At 56.9% G+C, this 19,458-nt stretch carries 18 protein-coding genes; 6 read left to right on the top strand and 12 right to left on the bottom strand.

Translation table 11 applies throughout. From position 1 onward, the window contains the following. Positions 1 to 31: 31 nt before the first annotated feature. Positions 32 to 886 carry an S-formylglutathione hydrolase gene (fghA, locus tag BMX75_RS05760; protein ID WP_066319544.1) on the top strand — a complete coding sequence of 285 codons (855 nt, stop codon included), beginning with the start codon at positions 32 to 34 and terminating at the stop codon, positions 884 to 886. Positions 887 to 896: 10 nt separating this feature from the next. Next, positions 897 to 1,619: a monofunctional biosynthetic peptidoglycan transglycosylase gene (gene mtgA / locus BMX75_RS05755; RefSeq protein ID WP_092826090.1), complete on the top strand. Its 723-nt coding sequence runs from the start codon at positions 897 to 899 to the stop codon at positions 1,617 to 1,619. Positions 1,620 to 1,680: 61 nt separating this feature from the next. Here the strand turns inward: mtgA and BMX75_RS05750 are convergent, their stop codons facing one another. After that, entirely contained in the window at positions 1,681 to 2,454 is a 774-nt protein-coding gene (locus BMX75_RS05750; protein ID WP_479715023.1) for an EAL domain-containing protein, read from the bottom strand. A gap of 25 nt (positions 2,455 to 2,479) precedes the next feature. Then, the gene (locus tag BMX75_RS05745; RefSeq protein ID WP_092826088.1) at positions 2,480 to 3,418 is read right to left on the bottom strand and encodes a DMT family transporter; all 939 of its coding nucleotides are present in this window, start codon (positions 3,416 to 3,418) and stop codon (positions 2,480 to 2,482) included. A 155-nt stretch (positions 3,419 to 3,573) separates the two neighbouring features. Here BMX75_RS05745 and BMX75_RS05740 point away from each other — a divergent pair, with 155 nt between their 5' ends. From BMX75_RS05740 to BMX75_RS05730, 3 genes are all read left to right on the top strand, one after another. Continuing rightward, the gene (locus tag BMX75_RS05740) at positions 3,574 to 3,963 is read left to right on the top strand and encodes a DUF4168 domain-containing protein (RefSeq protein ID WP_092826086.1); all 390 of its coding nucleotides are present in this window, start codon (positions 3,574 to 3,576) and stop codon (positions 3,961 to 3,963) included. A gap of 208 nt (positions 3,964 to 4,171) precedes the next feature. After that, a complete protein-coding gene (locus tag BMX75_RS05735; RefSeq protein ID WP_092826084.1) occupies positions 4,172 to 6,082 on the top strand; it encodes a DUF294 nucleotidyltransferase-like domain-containing protein in 1,911 nt (636 codons plus the stop codon). A 1-nt stretch (position 6,083) separates the two neighbouring features. Continuing rightward, positions 6,084 to 6,809, top strand: coding sequence for a 3'-5' exonuclease (locus tag BMX75_RS05730; RefSeq protein WP_092826082.1), 726 nt, complete (start codon positions 6,084 to 6,086; stop codon positions 6,807 to 6,809). Positions 6,810 to 6,897: 88 nt separating this feature from the next. Here the strand turns inward: BMX75_RS05730 and BMX75_RS05725 are convergent, their stop codons facing one another. The 5 genes from BMX75_RS05725 to BMX75_RS05705 form a co-directional block, all read right to left on the bottom strand. After that, on the bottom strand, positions 6,898 to 8,541 hold the full coding sequence (locus tag BMX75_RS05725; protein ID WP_092826080.1) for a BCCT family transporter: 1,644 nt from the start codon (positions 8,539 to 8,541) through the stop codon (positions 6,898 to 6,900). Positions 8,542 to 8,594: 53 nt separating this feature from the next. Beyond that, positions 8,595 to 9,017, bottom strand: a complete 423-nt coding sequence (locus BMX75_RS05720) for a universal stress protein (protein ID WP_092826078.1) — start codon at positions 9,015 to 9,017, stop codon at positions 8,595 to 8,597. 142 nt (positions 9,018 to 9,159) lie between these two features. Then, positions 9,160 to 10,032, bottom strand: coding sequence for a glycine betaine ABC transporter substrate-binding protein (locus BMX75_RS05715; protein ID WP_092826076.1), 873 nt, complete (start codon positions 10,030 to 10,032; stop codon positions 9,160 to 9,162). A gap of 149 nt (positions 10,033 to 10,181) precedes the next feature. Next, positions 10,182 to 11,012, bottom strand: a complete 831-nt coding sequence (locus tag BMX75_RS05710; protein WP_092826074.1) for an ABC transporter permease — start codon at positions 11,010 to 11,012, stop codon at positions 10,182 to 10,184. A 2-nt stretch (positions 11,013 to 11,014) separates the two neighbouring features. After that, positions 11,015 to 12,214, bottom strand: coding sequence for a quaternary amine ABC transporter ATP-binding protein (locus BMX75_RS05705; RefSeq protein ID WP_092826072.1), 1,200 nt, complete (start codon positions 12,212 to 12,214; stop codon positions 11,015 to 11,017). A 512-nt stretch (positions 12,215 to 12,726) separates the two neighbouring features. Between BMX75_RS05705 and BMX75_RS05700 the strand changes: the two genes are divergently transcribed. Then, on the top strand, positions 12,727 to 13,191 hold the full coding sequence (locus tag BMX75_RS05700) for a hypothetical protein (RefSeq protein WP_092826070.1): 465 nt from the start codon (positions 12,727 to 12,729) through the stop codon (positions 13,189 to 13,191). A 121-nt stretch (positions 13,192 to 13,312) separates the two neighbouring features. Here the strand turns inward: BMX75_RS05700 and BMX75_RS05695 are convergent, their stop codons facing one another. The 5 genes from BMX75_RS05695 to BMX75_RS05675 all read right to left on the bottom strand — a co-directional run bounded on the left by BMX75_RS05695 (position 13,313) and on the right by BMX75_RS05675 (position 19,345). After that, complete coding sequence (locus BMX75_RS05695; RefSeq protein WP_092826068.1) at positions 13,313 to 14,719, bottom strand: sigma-54-dependent transcriptional regulator; 1,407 nt, start codon at positions 14,717 to 14,719, stop codon at positions 13,313 to 13,315. 5 nt (positions 14,720 to 14,724) lie between these two features. After that, entirely contained in the window at positions 14,725 to 16,170 is a 1,446-nt protein-coding gene (locus BMX75_RS05690; protein ID WP_092826066.1) for a sensor histidine kinase, read from the bottom strand. A gap of 41 nt (positions 16,171 to 16,211) precedes the next feature. Continuing rightward, on the bottom strand, positions 16,212 to 17,372 hold the full coding sequence (locus BMX75_RS05685; protein ID WP_092826064.1) for a PQQ-dependent sugar dehydrogenase: 1,161 nt from the start codon (positions 17,370 to 17,372) through the stop codon (positions 16,212 to 16,214). Between the two features lie 86 nt (positions 17,373 to 17,458). Further along, positions 17,459 to 18,337: an AEC family transporter gene (locus tag BMX75_RS05680; RefSeq protein ID WP_092826062.1), complete on the bottom strand. Its 879-nt coding sequence runs from the start codon at positions 18,335 to 18,337 to the stop codon at positions 17,459 to 17,461. A 93-nt stretch (positions 18,338 to 18,430) separates the two neighbouring features. Next, a complete protein-coding gene (locus BMX75_RS05675) occupies positions 18,431 to 19,345 on the bottom strand; it encodes a LysR family transcriptional regulator (RefSeq protein ID WP_092826061.1) in 915 nt (304 codons plus the stop codon). Positions 19,346 to 19,458: the final 113 nt, after the last annotated feature.

The following is a 19,458-nucleotide window of genomic DNA, read 5'->3' as shown; positions in this document are numbered from 1 at the left end:
GCCGCGCTTGCTGCTTTAAAGGAGCCTGCTCATGAGCATGAGTGAAACCCTGGAACTGGTGTCGGCCAACCGCAGCCACGGTGGCTGGCATAAACGTTATCGGCATTACTCCCGTGCGCTGGATTGCGACATGGTGTTTGCGGTTTATTTGCCGCCTCAGGCCGAGGAAGAGCGGGTGCCGCTGTTATGGTGGCTCTCGGGGCTAACCTGTACCGACGAAAACTTCATGCAAAAAGCCGGTGCGCATCGTCTGGCAGCGGAGTTGGGCATCGCGATCGTCTGCCCTGATACCAGCCCGCGAGGGACCGACTTGCCGGGCGAACACGATAGCTATGACCTTGGTTCTGGTGCGGGCTTTTACGTCAATGCCACCCAGGCGCCGTGGAAGCCGCAATACCGCATGTACGATTATGTGATCGAGGAACTGCCATCGGTGGTTCGTCAGCACTTTCCGGTGAATGGCCGCGAATCCATCAGCGGGCACTCGATGGGCGGTCACGGCGCCCTCATCATGGCGTTGCGCCACCCGGGGCGCTTTCGTTCGGTATCGGCATTTGCCCCGATTGTTAACCCGATGAACTGTCCGTGGGGTGAAAAGGCGTTTTCCAACTACCTGGGAGACGACCCGGCCCAATGGCGTCAGTATGATGCCTGCGAGCTGGTGGCCAATGGCGCTTCGCGGCAACGCCTGTTTATCGACCAGGGCGAAGCCGACCAATTCCTTGACGAGCAGCTAAAGCCTGAACGCCTTGAGGCCGTGTGCGAAGCCCATGATCATCCGCTTACTCTGCGTCGGCAACCTGGCTATGATCATAGCTACTTCTTCATTGCGACCTTTATCGACGACCATCTTCGCTACCATGCCGACCACTTGTTGAAGCGGTGAGGAAGCTTTTATGTTGAAACGTACGCTGCGTCGCTCGGCAAGCTGGCTATGGTGGTGGGTCTGGCGTGGCGTATTTCTGTTTGTGGTGCTGTCGACAAGCCTGGTGCTACTTTTTCGCGTGGTGCCCCCACCGGGGTCGATGGTCATGGTCGAGCGTAAAATCCAGAGCTGGGTGCACAGCGAGCCGATACAGCTGCAGCGCCAATGGCGAAGCTGGTCGCAACTCGCCGATTCGGCAAAAGTCGCGGTCATGGCGGCGGAAGATCAGCGATTTCCCCACCACCATGGTTTCGATATCACCGAGCTCCGCCGTGCCCTGCAGGTCAGCAAGGACGGTGGGCGCTTGAGGGGAGCCAGTACCATCAGTCAGCAAACCGCCAAGAATGTCTTCCTATGGACGGGCAGAAGCTGGGCGCGTAAAGGGCTTGAAGCCTGGTTTACCGTGCTCATCGAGCTGATATGGGGCAAACAGCGAATCCTCGAAGTCTACCTTAATGTTGCCGAGTGGGATGCCGGTGTGTTCGGGTTGGAAGCGGCCGCGCAGCACTACTTTGGTGTCCCGGCCAGCGCGCTGACCGATCGCCAGGCCAGTCTTCTGGCTGCCATATTACCGAGCCCGCTAACGCGCAGTGCCTCGCGTCCAAGCCCCCAGGTGGAGCAACGCAGCCAGTGGGTGCGTCAACAGATGCGTAATCTGGGCGGTGCCAGCTATCTGCAACACATCGCCGATTGATGACGCTGTGGCGTCAGCACCGGCGGCCGCCCGGCGCCACCGGTCTGGGTTGCCTGGCTGATTAGTCGTAAAGGGCGTCGTCGATGACCGCAAGCGCTTCCAGTTGCGGGCGGGCAAAGTAGAAACCCTGCTGTACCGGAATGCCCAGCGCCATCAGGCAGCGCGATTCCTCCCGGGTTTCCACGCCTTCCGCTACCAAATGGGTACCCAGCGTATCCGCCAGAGCCACCAGGCTGCGCAGAATCGCCTGGCGGCGCTTGTTGTTGTTGCAGTCCATGACAATCTCACGGTCAACCTTCAGGGTATCCGGGCGCAGGTCGGTAAGCAGATCCAGGTTGGCGTAGCCGTTGCCGAAGTCGTCAAGGGAGGTGGTAAAGCCCATCGCCCGGTAACTCTCGATAATGTTACGCATGTGCTGCCGGTCCTGAACGCGCTCGGTCTCGGTGATCTCGAAGTTCAGCCGCTCGGTAGGCCATCCCACCCGCTGGGAGGTTTCCAGGGTCGCCTGGATACACGCCTCAGGCTCGTAAACGGCATTGGGCAGGAAGTTGATCGATAATCGTGCCTGCATACCCAGCGTGCTGGCTAATTCAATCGCTTTTATGCGGCAGGCTTGATCGAACCGATAGAGTAAGTCGTCGGTGACCTTTTCAAGAATCGACCCTGCCGACTCGCCATCGGGTCCCCGTACCAGCGCTTCGTAATAAACCACCTGCCGCGCGGCGACATCGACAATGGGTTGAAAGGCCATGGTAAAGGCGAAGGGAACCGGGGTATCACACCGGTTACAGCGCCCATCCACACGCGCGCAATGGTGATGTTCATACGTCTTCATACTAGCCCTGAGAAACTCTATATCGTTATGTTGGTGATGCCTTGGCAGCGGGTTTGCGCACCGTCAGTACAACGCCGGTGATGGCAATGAACATCCCTCCGAGCCCTACCCAGGAAAGCCGTTCATCGAATAGCCACCACGCTTGCAGTGCGGTGACGGGGGGCACCAGATAAAACAGGCTCGCCACCCGTGATGCTTCGCCGCGCTTGATCAGCGCCATCAATAGAAGAATAGCGGCTATCGATAGAATCATTACTAACCAGCCAAGCGTCAAGATAAAAGTGATTGACCAGGTGACGTCGCGTGTTTCGAATAACAGTGCCCCAACGCCCAATACCCCACCCGCCGCAAGGTATTGAATGACGGCCCCCGAGAGCAGCGGCATACGCGTGCAAAAGCGTTTCTGGTAAAGCGTGCCCAGCGAAATGCCCATCAAAGCGGCCATCACACTCAACAGGGCGCCCAGCCCAAAACCACTGAACAGCGATTGCCCCAGCTCCAGTTGACTGCCAAGTACCGCACTGATGCCGAGCAAACCCAAACCCAGCCCCAGCCACTGCTGCCTGGCCAGGCGCTCCCCCAGCAGCGGGCCGGCACAGGCGGCCGTCAGCAGGGGTTGCAGGCCGACCAACAGCGACGCCAAACCGGCAGGCATGCCAAGCGAAATCCCATAGAAAACGCCACCTAAATAGGTACCGTGAACAAGGAGACCTGAAATGGCGATGTGGATCCATAACCTGGGTGATGAAGGCCAGGATATTTTCAGTATCCATACCAGTGGCGTCAGCAGCATCACCGTCAGCACAAAGCGAATGAATAAGAACGTGAAGGGCTCTGCGTAGGGAAGGCCGAACTTGGCGCCAATAAAGCCGGTGCTCCAAAGCAGTACAAACAGCACAGGCATGGCGAGTAATCCGAGTGATGCGGCATCCCGCTGGCGTACGAGTGATATAACACCTTTCATAGGGTTCTCATCATAAGGTTCTCAGTCTTCATATTGGGTTGAGGGTTTTTTTACTTATCGTTCTTGTTACATAACTTTACTCAAAAATTTGAACCTCGGCGCTGTGCCCGCGTCACACTAGGCACATTCACAACGTGTTAACTGAGGTTCTTTTTATGCAACGTATGACTGCCCTGTTTTCTGCCGCACTGCTCGCGACTGGCTTGATGACGGCAACGGCGCAAGCCCAGCAGGATCAAGAGTCCACACAGGGCTCGATGGCCACTCAAGAAGCGGCACCGACGCAAGATTTTTCTGATGAACAGCTTCAGCAGTTTGCCGATGCATCACAAGAAATTGCGGTCATCTCTCAGGAATACACTCAGCGTCTGCAAGAAGCCGACGATGAAGCCGCTCAGCAGGAAGTCCGTACCGAAGCCAATGACCGCATGATCGAAGTCGTTGAAGACAGCGGCCTAGATGTTGATACGTTCAACGCCATTGGTCAAACAATCCAGCAGGATCCTGAAATGATGCAGCGTGTTCAGGAAATGGCGGAATCGTAAGCAGTCATTGAGCGTTGCACCCAGTTGTAACGTCATTCTATGACATCGCTACGTAGCGGTCTTGAAGCCCGGCGCAAAAAGCGCCGGGCTTTTTCATGGTTGGGGTTTACGGGTCTTGTGCTTCGCGCCACACTTGTGTAAATGCCCGTATGAGCGTGGATACGAGGCCAGGTGTTGAAGTCCGGTTATACGGTCTGGGGAGAGAGCATTGGACGTCGAACTACTAGAAATACGCCAGCATATGGGGCAACACCCCCCTTTCGATAGGCTTTCGGACAGCTTGCTGGATGAAATCGCCAGCCGTGTCGAGGTCAGTTACTTCAAGACCGGCAGCGACATTCTGACGCTAAACGATACGGTGTCCGACCTGTGCTATATCCGTAGCGGTGCCGTCGAGGTGTATCGGCGGCAGGGAGACCTCTATAACCGGCTGGGGGAAGGCGATATCTTTGGCCACTTCAGCTTGTTGCGTAACCAGAAGGTGCGCTTTCCGGCCAAGGCTATCGAAGACACGCTGCTTTACTTTATCCCCAAGGCTGTATTTCAGCAGCTGTGCGAGGAGGACGAGGACTTCGCTGATTTCGTCGAAGTAGAACGTCCGCGACTGGAAACCGCCGCAGAGCAGCAAAAGAAATCCAACGACATGATGGTGACGCGGATCCGCAAGCTGGTGGTGCGTTACCCGGTCATGGTGGAAGCATCGACCACGGTGCAGCAAGCGGCCCAGCAGGTGAGTCAGGCTCAAGCCTCAGCCGTTCTGGTGCTTAAGGAAGGCAGCAGCAATCCACGTTACAGCTTCAAAGATAGCGAAGGGCAAACCTGGCAGGTATGCGGGATCTTGACCGACAGTGATTTTCGAACCCGGGTTGTGGCCGAAGGACTCTCGCCCCAAACGCCGGTGGGAGAGGTGGTCTCCTCACGGCTTATCACGGTTCAGTCGGACGTTTCGATCTACGAAGCAATGCTCACCATGCTGCGTAACAACGTTCACCACCTGCCGGTGCTTTATCGTCAGCGGCCAATGGGGGTGGTGCACCTCTCCGATATCATTCGCTATGAAACCCATAGCGGGCTTTATCTGGTGAGCAATATTTTCCACCAGTCGAGCATCGAGGGATTGGCGCGTTTGGCACCCGACGTGAGCGCCTCCTTTGTCAGGATGGTTCAGGAAGGGGCCAATTCCCACATGGTGGGCAGTGCCCTCTCGACCATCGGGCGCAGTTTTTCGCGCCGCCTGCTGGAGCTTGCCGAGGAGAAGCTGGGCCCCCCGCCGGTGGCCTACTGCTTCATGGTCAACGGGTCGATGGCGCGCAATGAGCAGAGCATCGTCACCGACCAGGATAATGCGCTGATTCTGTCAGACGACTTTATTCCCGAAGAGCACGATGAGTACTTCAAGGCACTGGCAGGCTTTGTAAGTGATGGCCTGGATGCCTGTGGCTATACTTACTGCAAGGGCGACGTGATGGCAACCAACTCACAGTGGCGTCAGCCGTTGCGCGTCTGGAAAAGCTACTTTACCGACTGGATCAACAATCCGACCCCGGAAAGGCTGCTGCACAGCTCGATCTTTTTCGATCTTGACAGCCTCTACGGCGAAGACCTTTTCGTGGAAGCGCTCCAGGACCTGATTGCGGAAAAGGCCCCCCAATCACCGCTCTTCTTGGCCGCCATGGCGCGTAATGCCCTGAATCGAACACCGCCGCTGGGCTTTTTCCGCACTTTTGTAATGGAAAAAGACGGTAAGCATAATAACTCCATCAACTTGAAGCGCCGTGGCACAGCGCCCATGGTCGACCTGATCCGCGTGCATGCGTTGGCCTGCGGCTCAAAAGCCCAGAACACTTTCCAGCGGCTGGACGACATTGCCAATACTCAACTCCTGGCCACCGGCATGAGCGACAAGTTGAGCTATGCGTTTGAGTTCATGTGCATGTCGCGCATTCGCCACCAGGTGATCGATCTGCAGGAAGAGCGCGTACCCGACAATAATATCGAGCCGGAAAACGTGGCCGATAGTGAACGACACAACTTGAAAGATGCCTTTCAGGTGCTCAGCAATGCGCAAAAGTTTCTGAAGTTCCGCTATCCCGTGCCATCTAACCGGGCGGGCCGTTAATATGACATTTATCCGCCCGCGCAGGAAAATCACCCAGGCAGACTGGGCGATGTACATGCAAAAACGTGCGCCGCTGGCGCAGGATCCGGCGATTCGGCGTTTTTTCGAGACACCGCCTCCGAGCCTTGAAACGCCCATTGCCGAGGTGCCGATGGTCGCGCTGGATATGGAAACGACGGGGCTGGATGAGCGTCGCCACGCCATTGTGAGCATCGGGCTGGTGCCGTTTACATTAGGGCGCATCAAGCTTGCCGAGCGGCGCTACTGGGTGGTGAAACCGCCGCGCCCTCTCAATGAGGCTTCAGTAACCTTCCACCACATCACCCACTCCGAGATTGCCAATGCCCCGGATCTGGAGGCCATTATCGATCCTTTGCTGGAAGCCTTGGCTGGGCGGATCGTGGTGGTGCATTTTCGCCATATCGAACGTCCGTTTTTGGATGCAGCGATCAAGGCGCGGCGCGGTGAGGGCGTCATGTTTCCGATGATCGACACGATGTCGCTTGAAGCGCGGCTTCATCGCCAGAAACTATGGGCGCGTTTTCGTCGCTGGTTGGGGCGCCCGCCGGTCTCCATTCGCCTTGATGCCAGCCGTCGTCGCTATGGGTTGCCGAGTTACCAAGGGCATCATGCGCTGATTGATGCCATGGCGACGGCAGAGCTGTTACAGGCACAGATTGCAACGCACTATGAGCCCAGTACGCCCTTAGGCGCCCTGTGGACGTGATGTCGCGAGTGTGACCAACGTTTGCTCCAAGGCATAAAAAAACGGGCAGCCCAATGGGCTGCCCGTTTAAGCTTGGTATGACAGTCTTCTAGACCGCTTTAGGTTCGGTCATCAACCCTTTGATAATGGCATAGGAGGCCACCAGCAGGATGATGGTGAACGGGAAACCGGTCGAAACGGCCATGGTTTGCAGAGCCGTCAAGCCACCACCGAGCAGCAGGGCGATCGCGAGTGCGCCTTCGATGATTGCCCAGAACACACGCTGGGGTTTCGGTGCATCGACCTTGCCGCCGGCGGTAATCGAGTCGATGACCAGCGAACCTGAATCCGACGAGGTCACAAAGAACACGATAACCAATACGATGGCCACGAAGGAAGTGATCTGCGACAGCGGCAACTGTTCCAGCATGATGAACAGCTGCAGATCAATCCCTGCTTCACGAACGGCTTCGATGCCCTGGCTGACGTACTGATCAATGGCTGTGCCACCGAAGGTGGTCATCCAGAGCACTGAGACCGTGGACGGCACCAGCATTACCGAGATGATGAACTCACGTACGGTACGGCCGCGCGAAACACGGGCGATGAACATGCCGACGTACGGCGACCAGGAAATCCACCAAGCCCAGTAGAAGGCTGTCCAGCCCTGGCTGAAGTTGGCATCTTCACGACCAAACGGGTTGGAAAGCGCCGGCAGGTGGATGGCGTAGTTGATCAGGTTTTCGAAAAAGCCGGTGGCGATCAACAGCGTCGGGCCAACCGCAATCACGAAGAATAGTAGCGCCGCCGCCATGGCGATATTGATCTTGGAGAGCAGCTGAACGCCCTTGTCTACCCCGGCCAGAATAGAGCCGATCGCAATAATCGTGATGCCGATAATCAGCAGAATCATGGTGACATCAGATTCTGGGGCACCAAACAGATAGCTCAAACCAGCGGCGGCCTGCGTCGCGCCCAGGCCAAGCGAGGTGGTCAGGCCAAACAGTGTGGCAAAAACAGCCAGAATATCGATTACATGGCCAGGCCAGCCCCAAACGCGCTCACCCAGGATAGGGTAGAATACCGAACGCATGGAGAGGGGAAGCCCTTTGTTAAAGGCAAACAGCGCCAAGGACAACGCTACAACCGAGTAGATAGCCCAAGGGTGCAAACCCCAGTGGAAGATGGTCGCCGCCATGCCAAGCGCTGCTGCACCCGCCTGGTCGCCTTCAGCACCGGCCAGTGGTGCCCAGCTGCCGCCATCAAAGGACGTGCCAAAGTGGGTCAGCGGTTCGTTGACGCCGTAGAACATCAGGCCGATACCCATGCCCGCCGCGAACAGCATCGAGAACCAGCCCATATAGGTAAAATCAGGCTTGGCGTCCGCGCCACCCAGGCGAATCTTGCCGAGTGGAGAGAAAACCAGGCCGATACACAGAATGACGAATATGTTGGCCGCCAGGATAAAGAACCAGGCGAGATTACCGGTCAAGAAACTAAATAGAGTGTCATAGATTGGCGCGATGGTGTCTTGCAGGGCCAACGTAAGTATGACGAACAGCAGTACGACGATGGAAGAAATGGTGAAGACCTTGCCGTGCAGGTCAAGGTTAACCCCCATCGTTTTGGTCGTGATGTTGTCCTGGCCGATAACGTAATCGGTATCGATCAGGTTGGCTGGCCCCTCCGGAGCAGGAATCCCTTCCGAAGGAGCGTTCTCATCTGGCGATTGGTCTTGCGATTTGTTATCCACAAAGTTGCTCCCTTAGCTATTTACAACAGTACGCCTTAGAACGGTACGCATTCTTATTTGCTCTGGCGAAGTAGGAAGACGGAGGCGTCGGTGTGTGTGGCCACCTTGCCGCCATGAGAGGGCATGACGATATCCAGATGGCTTGGCAAATGGGTCGCCATCATGACCAGGTCGGCGCCCGTTTCATCGATAGCTTTTACCAACAAGTCGTCGACATTGGCAATGGGGTCGGTCGAGCTGTAGACCTTGATGCTGACAGGTTGCCCATGCACCTTATGACGTTCCTGAGCGAAAGCGTCCAGCTTCTGCTCATACTCCTGGGGCGTGCGGGCGACGCTGGTGGGCGTATTGGCCGTGACGCTGACGTAAGTAATCGTCGCGTCATATTGTCTGGCCATGTCCGCGACGACGCTTAGAGCAGGCTCCAGCGTTTCCAGGTGGGCAAGGTCTACGGGCACCATAATGTTGTTAAACACGGCAATCTCCTCGCTATACTTCCGTAATGATCAACATCGGTAACATATATGCCGGTCATCGCTATGGTTTAGACGAGATTAAAAAACTGAACTGGTGCGCAGGTACGCACCAGTTCATTCCTTCTATCGTCCAGGCGAGAAATCAGTTGTTAAGCCATTCCTCGACGACGTCCTGGTTATCTGCAACCCACTGCTTGGCGTTTTCGTAGGGGTCGCTGTCATCTTCCTGATTCATGAGCATGACCTCGCCCATCTGTTCAGGCGTCCACGCGAAGGCATCAAGAATGGCATAGGCTTCCGGCATGTCTTCTGCCAGGCCATCGCGCACGACAGTGTGAATCTGCTCGGCGCCACCGTAGACGTTTTCCGGATCTTCCAGGTATTTCACGTCAAAGCGAGCGAACATCCAGTGCGGTGTCCAACCCGTGACGACAATGTCTTCCTCGTTTTCAATAGCGCTTGCGAGCGCGGCGGTCATGGTGGCACCGCTGCCGCTGCGCAACTGGAGATCAAGATCATAGGTATCCACAACCTCTTCGGTGAGGGACATCAGGCCCGCACCAGGATCAATACCGATAATCTCGCCGTTAAAGTCGTCGGCGTTGTCGTTCAGGTCGGCGATGGAATCGACATCGGTGTACTCGGGAACCACCAGGCCTAGTTTGGTGCCATCCAGGTTGGGTCCGAGGTCTTCAACATTGTCACCGACGCGTTCCATATAGTTTTCATGGGTCGAGGGCAGCCAGGCAGCCACAATCGCGTCGGCATCCCCGGTGGACAGCGCCTGGAACATGGCCGCCGCCGAGAGTGATGTCATGTCGACATCGTAGCCTTCTTGCTCAAGTACCGCGCGTACCACGTTGGTTGACGCGACTTCAGATGACCACTCCACGTAAGCCAGGTTGACAGTGCCTTTGTCCTGAGCCTGAACCATGCCACCAGCGGCAAGGCCAGCGCCTGAAACGAGTGCCAACGAGGCGAGACGGATACGGCGATTCAACATACGAGTTTTCATTCACTTGCTCCCTTGGATGGAGAGGTAGCATTAGCCACCTCAAACAAAGTCGTGTTTACTTCGTATCATTGACAGCATGGGCATGTATCCCATGCTGTGCAAGTCCCACCAGCTTGAACGCCGGTGCCGTAAAAGGCCAGTAGGGACTTTTAACGGCGCGACTTACTGAACGATTGGGTCAAGCGATCAAGCACCATGGCGAGAATAACAACCGCGATACCGGCTTCAAAGCCGTCACCCGGGCGTAGGCGCTGGATGGCACGCCATACTTCGCTGCCCAGACCATCCGCACCGATCATGGCGGCAATGACCACCATGGAGAGTGCCAGCATGATCGTTTGGTTAATACCGGCCATGACTGTCGGAAGTGACAAGGGCAGCTGCACCTTGAAGAGCTTCTGGCCACGGGTCGCCCCGTAGGCATCGGCGGCTTCAATCAGCTCGACGGGTACCTGTCGAATGCCGAGGGTGGTGAAGCGAATCGCTGGCGGCATCGAGAAAATGACGGTCGCAAAGATGGCCGAGACCGATCCGATGCCGAAAAACGGGATGGCCGGTATCAAGTACACAAACGCCGGCATGGTCTGCATGAAGTCGAGAATCGGCATGATAACGCGGTACAGGCGCTGAGATAGCGCGGCGGCGATGCCAACCGGAATCGCCATGACCACGGCCACCAGCGTGGCGATGACCACCAGCGTCAAGGTTTCGATCATGGGGTCCCAGAGTCCCAGGTTCCATATCAAGGCCATCCCGGCGGCCGCGCCGATGGCAAGGCGCGGCGAGGCGGCTTTCCAGCACAGCAGCGCGATAATGGCCAATAATGCCCATGGCGGAAGCCACATCAGGCCATCATTGAGACCGCCGATCCCGGTTTGTGTAACGCGAGAAATGGCCCGTGTGATCAGCGAATATTCGCTGGTCAGCCACGTCAGGCCGCTTTCAATCCAGTAACCTAACGGAATGCTTGGAATATCCATGATTATTCTCCTGCCCGAGCGAGTTCATCGAGTACTGCCCCTTTCACCACGACGCCGAGCAGCCGTTGCTGTTCGTCTATCACGGCGATTGGGAAGCTCTTGTCGCTGAACATGGCGAACAGATTTTGGAGGGGTTCGTCAGTGGTGACTTTTCGAAAGTCCTGGGTCATGTATTCGTTGATCGTATCCGCACCGGCCTCGATGGCGTGGCTGGCCGCGTCGGCTTCAAGAAGCCCGAGCAGCTTGCGGTCTCGATCGGTAACGTAAATGGAGTCGATGCTGTGGTCACGCATGCGGCGAAGCGCCGTGCGTGGCCCGTCGCTTTCACGAGCAGTTGAACGCACCGGGCGCATGGCACTCTCGGCCGTCAGAATGCGCGAACGGTCGACCCCTTCGATAAAGCGGCGCACGTAGTCGTCGGCCGGTTTGGTCAGAATGTCTTCTGGGGTACCAATCTGCACAACTTCACCGTCCTTCAACAGCACGATGCGGTCGCCAATGTTCAGTGCTTCGTCCAGGTCGTGAGTAATGAAGACGGTGGTTTTCTGCATCCTGGACTGCAGTTGCAGGAGTTCCTGCTGCATGTCCTTGCGAATCAAGGGGTCCAGCGCCGAGAAAGCTTCGTCCATCAGCAGGACGCTGGCATCGTTTGCCAATGCCCGGGCAAGGCCAACCCGTTGCTGCATACCGCCGGATAGCTGGTTGGGATACGCATCCTCCCAACCATCCAGGCCTACCTGGGTGAGTGACTCGCGCGCCTTTTTATCACGTTCGGCGGGCGCGATGCCGCGGATTTCCAAGCCAAACTGGGCGTTCTGCAGCACCGTTTTATGGGGGAAGAGGGCAAAATTCTGAAACACCATTGAAAAGTGCCGACGACGGCACTCGAGCAGGGCCTTCTCGCTCAGCGAAGGGATATGCTCATCGTCGATGAGTATATCCCCTTCGCTGGTGTCGATAAGTCGGTTGAGGCAGCGGATCAGGGTGGATTTACCCGACCCTGATAGCCCCATGATGACCAGTAGCTCGCCTTCATAAACATCAAAAGAGATGTCGGAAAGTCCCAGTGTTTGGCCCGTTTTTTCAAGAATTTCAGGGCGCTTTAACCCCTGGTCACGAAGCTTGAGCGCGCTTTTGGGATTTTTCCCAAAAACCTTGCTTACGCCTCGTACCTGAATTTTGACATTTCGTGTCTCGTCCATCGGCGATGCCTTTTGTTAACTGGGTTAGGTGCTGGCACCTGTTTGACCACCAAAAATGACCCACAAGGCCAGCGGCTACCGTCACCCATAAGTAAAAAGATGAGATGAAGTACTAAGAAGATTACCAATTACTATACATAAGTGTTTTGGGTGTGTCACAACGCCCCGCCTTGGGTGGCTGCATAGTGTCTCATGTGTCATTTTTCACCCACTGGCAAGCACTGAACAGGCCCATAAAGTATCGAATAATTTTATCTTAAGTTTATGAATATTATATATTTTATGATTTTACATCATGGTTTGGTGTGATGTTTGTAAGGGGTTTGGGCAATATGCGCTATGCTGACTTTGCTCGAGTCTTTAATGAACGGTAATCGCCTGATTAAACGCAATGTAAACGCATATTTAGTGAGCAATCCACACAGACGTAGATTGAAACTGCTGACTGTGAACTTGTTGCTCAATGCTGACGTCACAGGGCAGTAACGTTTTAGCTGGAATGGAGTAAGCGCGTGAAACTATATCGTTTTAATGGTCAATCGAGTGTCCTGGCAGCCTTGCTTTTGAGCGGTGCGCTACTGGCAGGCTGCGGTCAGGAAGAAGACGTAGAAGGCACAGCCGTGCCCGAGGCAACAACCCAGGACCAGCAGAATAACGAAGCAGCCGACGGAGCTTCCACCCAGGATGATCAATTCGTTTCTGAGCAGGAAAATGATCCGGCGATGGAAAGCGAAGCAGGCCTGCAAGGTGAACCGGGAATGGAAGGTGAACCCGCCAGTGGTGAGCCAGCTCAGGGAGATCAGTCATTAACGGGTGATGCCACTGAAGAGCCTGGCTTTGGTGATGGCACGGACCCAATGCCCGGTGACGGCGAGGATGCAAGCGATCTGTCAGCAAATGACTCAGATAGCGTTGATAGCAGCGGTGGCGATCAGTCAGAAAACGCGGATAGCGAGGAAGAAGATAGCAGCCAGTAAGTCAGTTTAGTTACCAAGTCCCTACGATGGTAAACCGTCCAACTGTTTGTTCCCTGCGGTTGTTTTCCCGGTTTATCATCCCTTCAGCCCCCGCGCCCGCGGGGGCTTTTTTTAGCTATCCTCACGACTCTTCGCTATCTTCCAGGCGACGGTAAAGCGTGCGGCGGGCGATGCCCAACACTTCTGCGGTGCGCCGTTTGTTGCCGCCTGTCGCTTCCAGTACCTTGCGGATGTAGCGCTTCTCCACTTCTTCCAGGCTGGGCCAGGGCGCTGCTGTGGCCGTTGGCATCCTGGGTGTGGGGAGCACTTCACCGGTAACCGTCGCGGTGGTCTGGGCGGCATCCTGAGAGAGTTGTTCGCGCAGTCGTTCAGGCAGGTGCTGATGGCGTAGCGTGCCATCTTCACTGAGCGTAACGGCGCGCATAATGGCATTTTCAAGCTCGCGTACGTTACCCGGGTAGGGGTAGTGGAGCAGGCAGTGCAGCGCATCGGGCTCGATTTGCTCAATCCGTTTGTGCTGAGCGTCGGCATGCTTGTCGATCAGGGTGAATACCAGGTGCTCAATGTCGGGACCACGCTCACGCAAGGGGGGAATGCGTAACGAGAAGGTTTCCAACCGGTAGAATAAATCGCTTCGAAAGTTGGCCTGCTCGATTTCCTTTTCCAAATGCCGGTGCGTGGCGGCGATGATCCTCACATCAACCGGTTCTTCGCGCTCGCCGCCAACAGGGCGGACGGTTTTTTCCTGCAGCGCGCGGAGCAGTTTTGCCTGGAGGTTGATCGGCATTTCGCCGATTTCATCCAGGAAGAGACTCCCGCCCTGGGCGCTGTGAAAGAGGCCCTGTCGTGCTTCGTTAGCGCCGGTAAAGGCCCCTTTGACGTGGCCAAAAAACTCGCTTTCCATCAGCTCAGCGGGAATGCTGGCGCAATTGACCGCCACAAAAGGCGCATCGTGACGCCAGCTTTCCTGGTGAATCGCCTGGGCCAGAAGTTCCTTGCCGGTGCCGCTTTCACCCAGCAGCAGAATGGGGGCATCACTTTTTGCCAGGCGCGAAGCGTCCTTGAACAGCGCCTGCATGGCGTCGCTTTGACCCACAATACCGTGAAAGTGGCTAGTGTCAGCCACGTGGGACACCGCCAGACGCTGGCGTTCCAGCACGCGAAATACCGATTCTCGCACGGCGTCGAGATCCAGTGGTTTGGTCAGGAAATCGTCGGCCCCGAGCTTGAGCGCTTCAACGGCCTGATCAATGGTACCAAAGGCCGTAATCACAATAATGCCCTGCTCACTGCCTTCATGACGAAGCTGCTGGAGCAGTTGAATGCCGCTGATACCCGGCAGGCGTACATCGGTAATGATCAGGGATACCGCCGTGTGGCTCAACAGGGCAATGGCATCCTCCGCGCTGGAAACACCATGGGTAGTGTAACCAGCGTCCTGTAACTCTTCTTCCAGCAGCTCGCGTATGGCGCTGTCATCTTCCACTACCAACAAAGGTAAAAAATGTTCCGGGTGCTTCACAGACATGGCCCTCATGCAGGTGTGGTGTCGTAAAGAGGCAGCGTGATTTCAAAACCGGCGCCGCCCAGGGGGCTGTTGAAAACGCCGATTGTGCCGCCATGATCGTTGATGATTCGGTGTACCATCGAAAGCCCCAGCCCGCTGCCCTGGCCAACAGGTTTGGTGGTAAAGAAAGGGTCAAATACCTGTTGATGGTGCGAGGTGGGGATACCAGGGCCGTCATCCTCAACCCATAAATGAAGCTCGTGTTCCTGCTGTTCGGCACGGACACGGATGTGACCAACGCCCTCAGCCTGGGCCGCATTGCGCAACAGGTTGGTCAGTACCTGAATAATTTGCTGCCCGTTGGCCAGCAATGTTGGCGTTGGGCGAGGCAAATGGGTTTCCAGATATACCCCACGGGGTTCCAGTTCATCTTCCACCAGGGCGCTGGCGTTGTGCATCAACTCGTCGAGGGGTTGCTGGTCTTTTTCAACGTTATGCTGGCGGCCCAGCTCCATCAGTTGACGGACAATCTCGACGATCCGTTCCACCTCGCCGCGAATACGGCTCAACCGGGCACGTTCGTCATCGCCGATGACATCACGCCGGGCCAGCCGCTGGGCCTGGCCGTTGATCACGGTCAGCGGGGCGCCTATTTCGTGGGCAACCCCCGCCGCAAGGACGCCAAGCTCGGCAAGCTTCTTGGATTTACGCAGCCGCTTTTCAAGCTCGATTTCGCGCTGTTGGCGGTCTTCGATGTCGTGATCTTTCTCGGCCATGGCATCCAGCATGCCGTTAAGCCCTGATGCCAGTCGGCGGTATTCCGCTGGCCCTTCAATGTTGGCGCGCTGACCGCGATCCCCCTCCTCGACACGCTGCATGACCATCAGCAAACGATTCAAGGGCCTTTCGATATACTGACGAAACCCCCACCAGATACTCAGCACAATGCCCGCAGCGCCAAATACAAAGACCAGCCCGGCCACGATGCTGAGAAACCCGGTGTAGTTTTCGATACCGGTATTCAAACGATTGACCTGCAGTACGCCACTTATTTCGCCATCCGGTGTGCGCAGGGGCTTGAGGGCCGAGTAGTAGGTCCAGCCTTCAAACTGTCGGTAGGCGCCGCGGAGTTCGTCGTCCTTGATTACCTGCTGGATATCCTCGCGGCTGAAGAGCTCACGGCCGAGCCCCAGGCCGTAAACTTCCCGCCCGTTGGTATCGAACACATAGGCCCCGTAGATGCGGTGAAAAGAGAAAGCGGCCTCCAGCGCTTCCTCGAGCGAGGCGTCACTTTCCCGGGCAACGGCATAGCCCAGCGTCGTACTTAGCGCATGGGTGATCATGTCGACTTCATTCTGCAGCTTCGAGCGAACGTTATCTTCCATGGACTTGATCGCCACCAGGCTGAACACCACTAATACAACGAATAGCGGGACAATGACGGTCAGAATAATCAAATTTCGTAAACGCATGCGTTAACCGGGGTGATGAATCGTCAATAAGCGAATAGCCGTTAATCGACGGGACGTAGACGATAAAGGCCGCCGTCGGCGGCATCCGTCAGTAGATAAATAGCCTCGTCAGGCCCCTGACGCACGTCGCGGATGCGGCCGATCTCTCCATCAAGGATAACTTCATGGCTAGCCACCTGATTATCTTCGATCTGCAGCCTGACCAGCTGTTCACTGCTCAGGCCGCCTGCTAACAGCTGGCCTTGCCAATCGCCAAAGGCGCTACTGGTGACTTCTGCCAGACCGGATGGCGCAAACCGGCCTTCAAATACGTACACAGGGTCAACCATACCGGGTTTGGAGGCTTCGCCAATCGGTTCGTTGGTCGCATAGTCATTGCCCCGGCTGACCTCGGGCCAGCCGTAGTTTTCACCCGCCATCAGGTGATTCAGCTCATCGCCGGTTCTGGGTCCGTGTTCCGTAGCCCAGGGTTCGCCATCTTGCCGTACCACCATGCCCTGAATGTTGCGGTTGCCCAGGGTGTAGATTTCATCAAGGGTGGACGAGTCGCCCACAAAGGGGTTGTCGTCGGGTGCGTTGCCGGTGTCGGTCAGGCGCAGTGTAGAGCCTGCGTGATCGTCATCAGCCTGGGCACGGGACGGCTCTTGGCCGCGATCGCCAATGCTCATCAGCAGGGTGCCGTCGGGCAGCCAGGCAAGGCGTGAACCGTAATGGCGTCCCGGTGAGGAAGCGCGATCCTGGGCAAACAGGTGTTCGACATCACTCAACTGATCCCCCTGCCACTTCACACGGGACAGCGCGCTGCGACTGCCCCCGTCCGCGGGTTCGCTCCAGGTGAAATAGACCCAGTCATGATCACCATCGCCAAATTGCGGGTGCAGGGCAATATCCAGGAGTCCGCCCTGGCCGCGCTGACTGACGTCGGGCAATCCGTCGAGGGGGCGCGGTTCGCCACCCTCGGCGTCAATCAAGTTCAGTTGTCCAGGCCGCTCGCTGACCAGAAAACGACCGTCCGGGAGTATGGCGACCGACCAGGGATTTTGGAGACCACCCGCGACCTTTTCGATCGAAACGGTGAGTTGATCGCTCTCAATTGGTGCCTCGAACATTTCCGCGGCGCTGACGGAGGCGCTGCCGAATAATCCAAAGAGTGCAGCGGTCAACCAGCGGTGACGTAATACAGAATCAGATAAGCGGCGCATTGGAACTCTCCCAAAAAAAGTGGCAGATGTTAGGGGCGTCCAGCAGAGACGCTTTTGGGGGCGATAGGTTCCCTTTTGACGTCGGGTCACGGCATCAGCCAGGCAAGTAACACCGGAAGATAAATCAATGACAGCAGGGTGGAGCAAAACACCAGGCTTGCCACATAGGCGGGTTCGCGCTGGGCGCGTTGGGCAAACAGATAGTTGAATACCGCGACCGGCATGCTCATTTGCAACACCAAAATTCCCTGGGCCAAAGGCGGTAGCCCCATTAGTCCGGCAATCAGCCAGGCTGCCGTCGCCGCGAGCGGAATACGCACCAGGCTAAAGCCAAGGCCTGAGCGAAGGCTTTTGACCTGAATACTGGCCAGTGACACGCCCAGGGTGATCAGCATCAGCGGCACGGTAAAGCCCGACATCAAATCCACACTGTTGGCCAGCCAAAGCGGCAGCTCGGTGTCGGTCAGCAACAACGCCATGGCAATGGCGATGGCGTAGACCGTAGGCGTCTTGGCCAGAGACTTGAGCGGGTTTCCCCGACTGGCCAGCATGGTGCCCACCGTAAATTGAAACAGTGAAACCGTCACCATCACGGTAATACCGTACACAAACCCGGCACTGCCAAAGGCGTAAAGCACCACCGGCAGTCCCATGTTGCCGGTATTGGGGTACATCATGGGGGACAGCAAGACGCGCCAGTCACGGCGCAAAAGCTTGGCCACAAAAAACGTCGCCCCGGCCATGCAGATGATCACCAGCGCGGTTGAGAGCATGGTGCGGCCAAAGGTGCTGGCGTCTATCTCCGCCCCGGCGAGCGACGCCAGCACCAGCGAGGGCGTTCCGATATTGAAGACCAGCCGGGTGACAAAATCGACCGGGTAGGGCTGGCCCAGTCTTACCCAGGTAAACCCCAGGCCAGCGCCCGCCAGCACGGGCGCCATTACCGCAAAAAGTTCCGCCAGCATGGCGCGTCCTTGGCAATGAGTGACCGACTATTGTGAATAGGTAGCGGACTAACTGGCAAGTCGAGAAGGTAAAATCTAGGGTCTGTTGACGTTCTAAGCCGCGGCCTCATTGTGCTGCCATTGGCGAGGCATGGTCTGGCGCAAAAATGCCAGCAGCGCCTTCACGCGCCGAGGCTGGTAGCCGTAGGCGTAGAGCAGCGTGATAGGAAGCGGCGCTGGCTGCCAATTGGGCAGGCAGGGAGTCAGTTCGCCGGGGTGATGGGCCTCGCGTTTGTCGGCCAGCCAGTGAGGCAGCAGGCCAATACCCTTGCCGTGGGCGATGGCATCCAGGTGCAGTGCTGTCATGTCCACCCGCAAGCGTGAGCGGGGCGGATAGAAGTGGTAATTGCCGTGGCTTTCATGGTGCAGCTGCAAGCCATCCTGAGTCGTGCTCAACAGGTCGATCCAGGGGTGGTTGGCAAGATCGCGCGGGTGTTCAAGCAACGGTTGCTGGCTGAGGTACGACGGGCTGGCATAGAGACCACGCGTCAGACTGCCTAGTGGCTCCTGGTGGAGGCCGTTTTCCGGCACTGGCCCAAGGCACACATGGACACTGTGACTGTTAAGCGAACTGGGCGGCTCATCCCGGGTACGCAAGGTGAGCTCGACTTGGGGATAGCGTGCCATGAAGGTATCCAGGACCTGCCCCATCCAGCCTCTTGCCAGCGCGCTGTGAACCTCCAGAGTCACCGTCCCGCTGATATCTTCACGCAGCTCGGCCAGCGCTTCATGGCTGCTTTCCGCCAGTGTCAGCATGTCCTGGCAGTAGCGATGGAAGACAAGCCCCGCCTCGGTGGGCAGCAGCCGATTGGCCTGGCGACGCAGCAACGGTTGCTCCAGGCGTGCTTCCAGATGGCTGATGCGTCGGCTCAGGGTGGATTTAGCCAGCCCCAACTTGCGCGCGCTGCGCGTCAGGCTGCCGGAGGCCATTACCTCAGCAAAGGCTTTGAGTTCGTCGAAATCGTGCATGGGGTACACCGCAGGAACGGAGAAACGGACATATTGTGCCAGCATTTTGAGCGAATAAAAATTATTGTGATTTATATTGCGACTTGACGCCTGTGCGCACGGGGTCTGCAGTT

The organism is Vreelandella subterranea, from assembly GCF_900111305.1.
Lineage (GTDB): Bacteria > Pseudomonadota > Gammaproteobacteria > Pseudomonadales > Halomonadaceae > Vreelandella > Vreelandella subterranea.
The sequence above is the reverse complement of the archived record's forward strand: the minus strand, read 5'-3'. Positions and strand labels throughout refer to the sequence as shown.

Bases quoted from the DNA above. Each gene is read 5' to 3' on its own strand.
- fghA (WP_066319544.1), top strand. From the start codon at position 32: ATGAGCATGAGTGAAACCCTGGAACTGGTGTCGGCCAACCGCAGCCAC.
- mtgA (WP_092826090.1), top strand. From the start codon at position 897: ATGTTGAAACGTACGCTGCGTCGCTCGGCAAGCTGGCTATGGTGGTGG.
- BMX75_RS05750 (WP_479715023.1), bottom strand. From the start codon at position 2,454: ATGAAGACGTATGAACATCACCATTGCGCGCGTGTGGATGGGCGCTGT.
- BMX75_RS05745 (WP_092826088.1), bottom strand. From the start codon at position 3,418: ATGAAAGGTGTTATATCACTCGTACGCCAGCGGGATGCCGCATCACTC.
- BMX75_RS05740 (WP_092826086.1), top strand. From the start codon at position 3,574: ATGCAACGTATGACTGCCCTGTTTTCTGCCGCACTGCTCGCGACTGGC.
- BMX75_RS05730 (WP_092826082.1), top strand. From the start codon at position 6,084: ATGACATTTATCCGCCCGCGCAGGAAAATCACCCAGGCAGACTGGGCG.
- BMX75_RS05715 (WP_092826076.1), bottom strand. From the start codon at position 10,032: ATGAAAACTCGTATGTTGAATCGCCGTATCCGTCTCGCCTCGTTGGCA.
- BMX75_RS05710 (WP_092826074.1), bottom strand. From the start codon at position 11,012: ATGGATATTCCAAGCATTCCGTTAGGTTACTGGATTGAAAGCGGCCTG.
- BMX75_RS05705 (WP_092826072.1), bottom strand. From the start codon at position 12,214: ATGGACGAGACACGAAATGTCAAAATTCAGGTACGAGGCGTAAGCAAG.
- BMX75_RS05695 (WP_092826068.1), bottom strand. From the start codon at position 14,719: ATGTCTGTGAAGCACCCGGAACATTTTTTACCTTTGTTGGTAGTGGAA.
- BMX75_RS05690 (WP_092826066.1), bottom strand. From the start codon at position 16,170: ATGCGTTTACGAAATTTGATTATTCTGACCGTCATTGTCCCGCTATTC.
- BMX75_RS05685 (WP_092826064.1), bottom strand. From the start codon at position 17,372: ATGCGCCGCTTATCTGATTCTGTATTACGTCACCGCTGGTTGACCGCT.
- BMX75_RS05680 (WP_092826062.1), bottom strand. From the start codon at position 18,337: ATGCTGGCGGAACTTTTTGCGGTAATGGCGCCCGTGCTGGCGGGCGCT.
- BMX75_RS05675 (WP_092826061.1), bottom strand. From the start codon at position 19,345: ATGCACGATTTCGACGAACTCAAAGCCTTTGCTGAGGTAATGGCCTCC.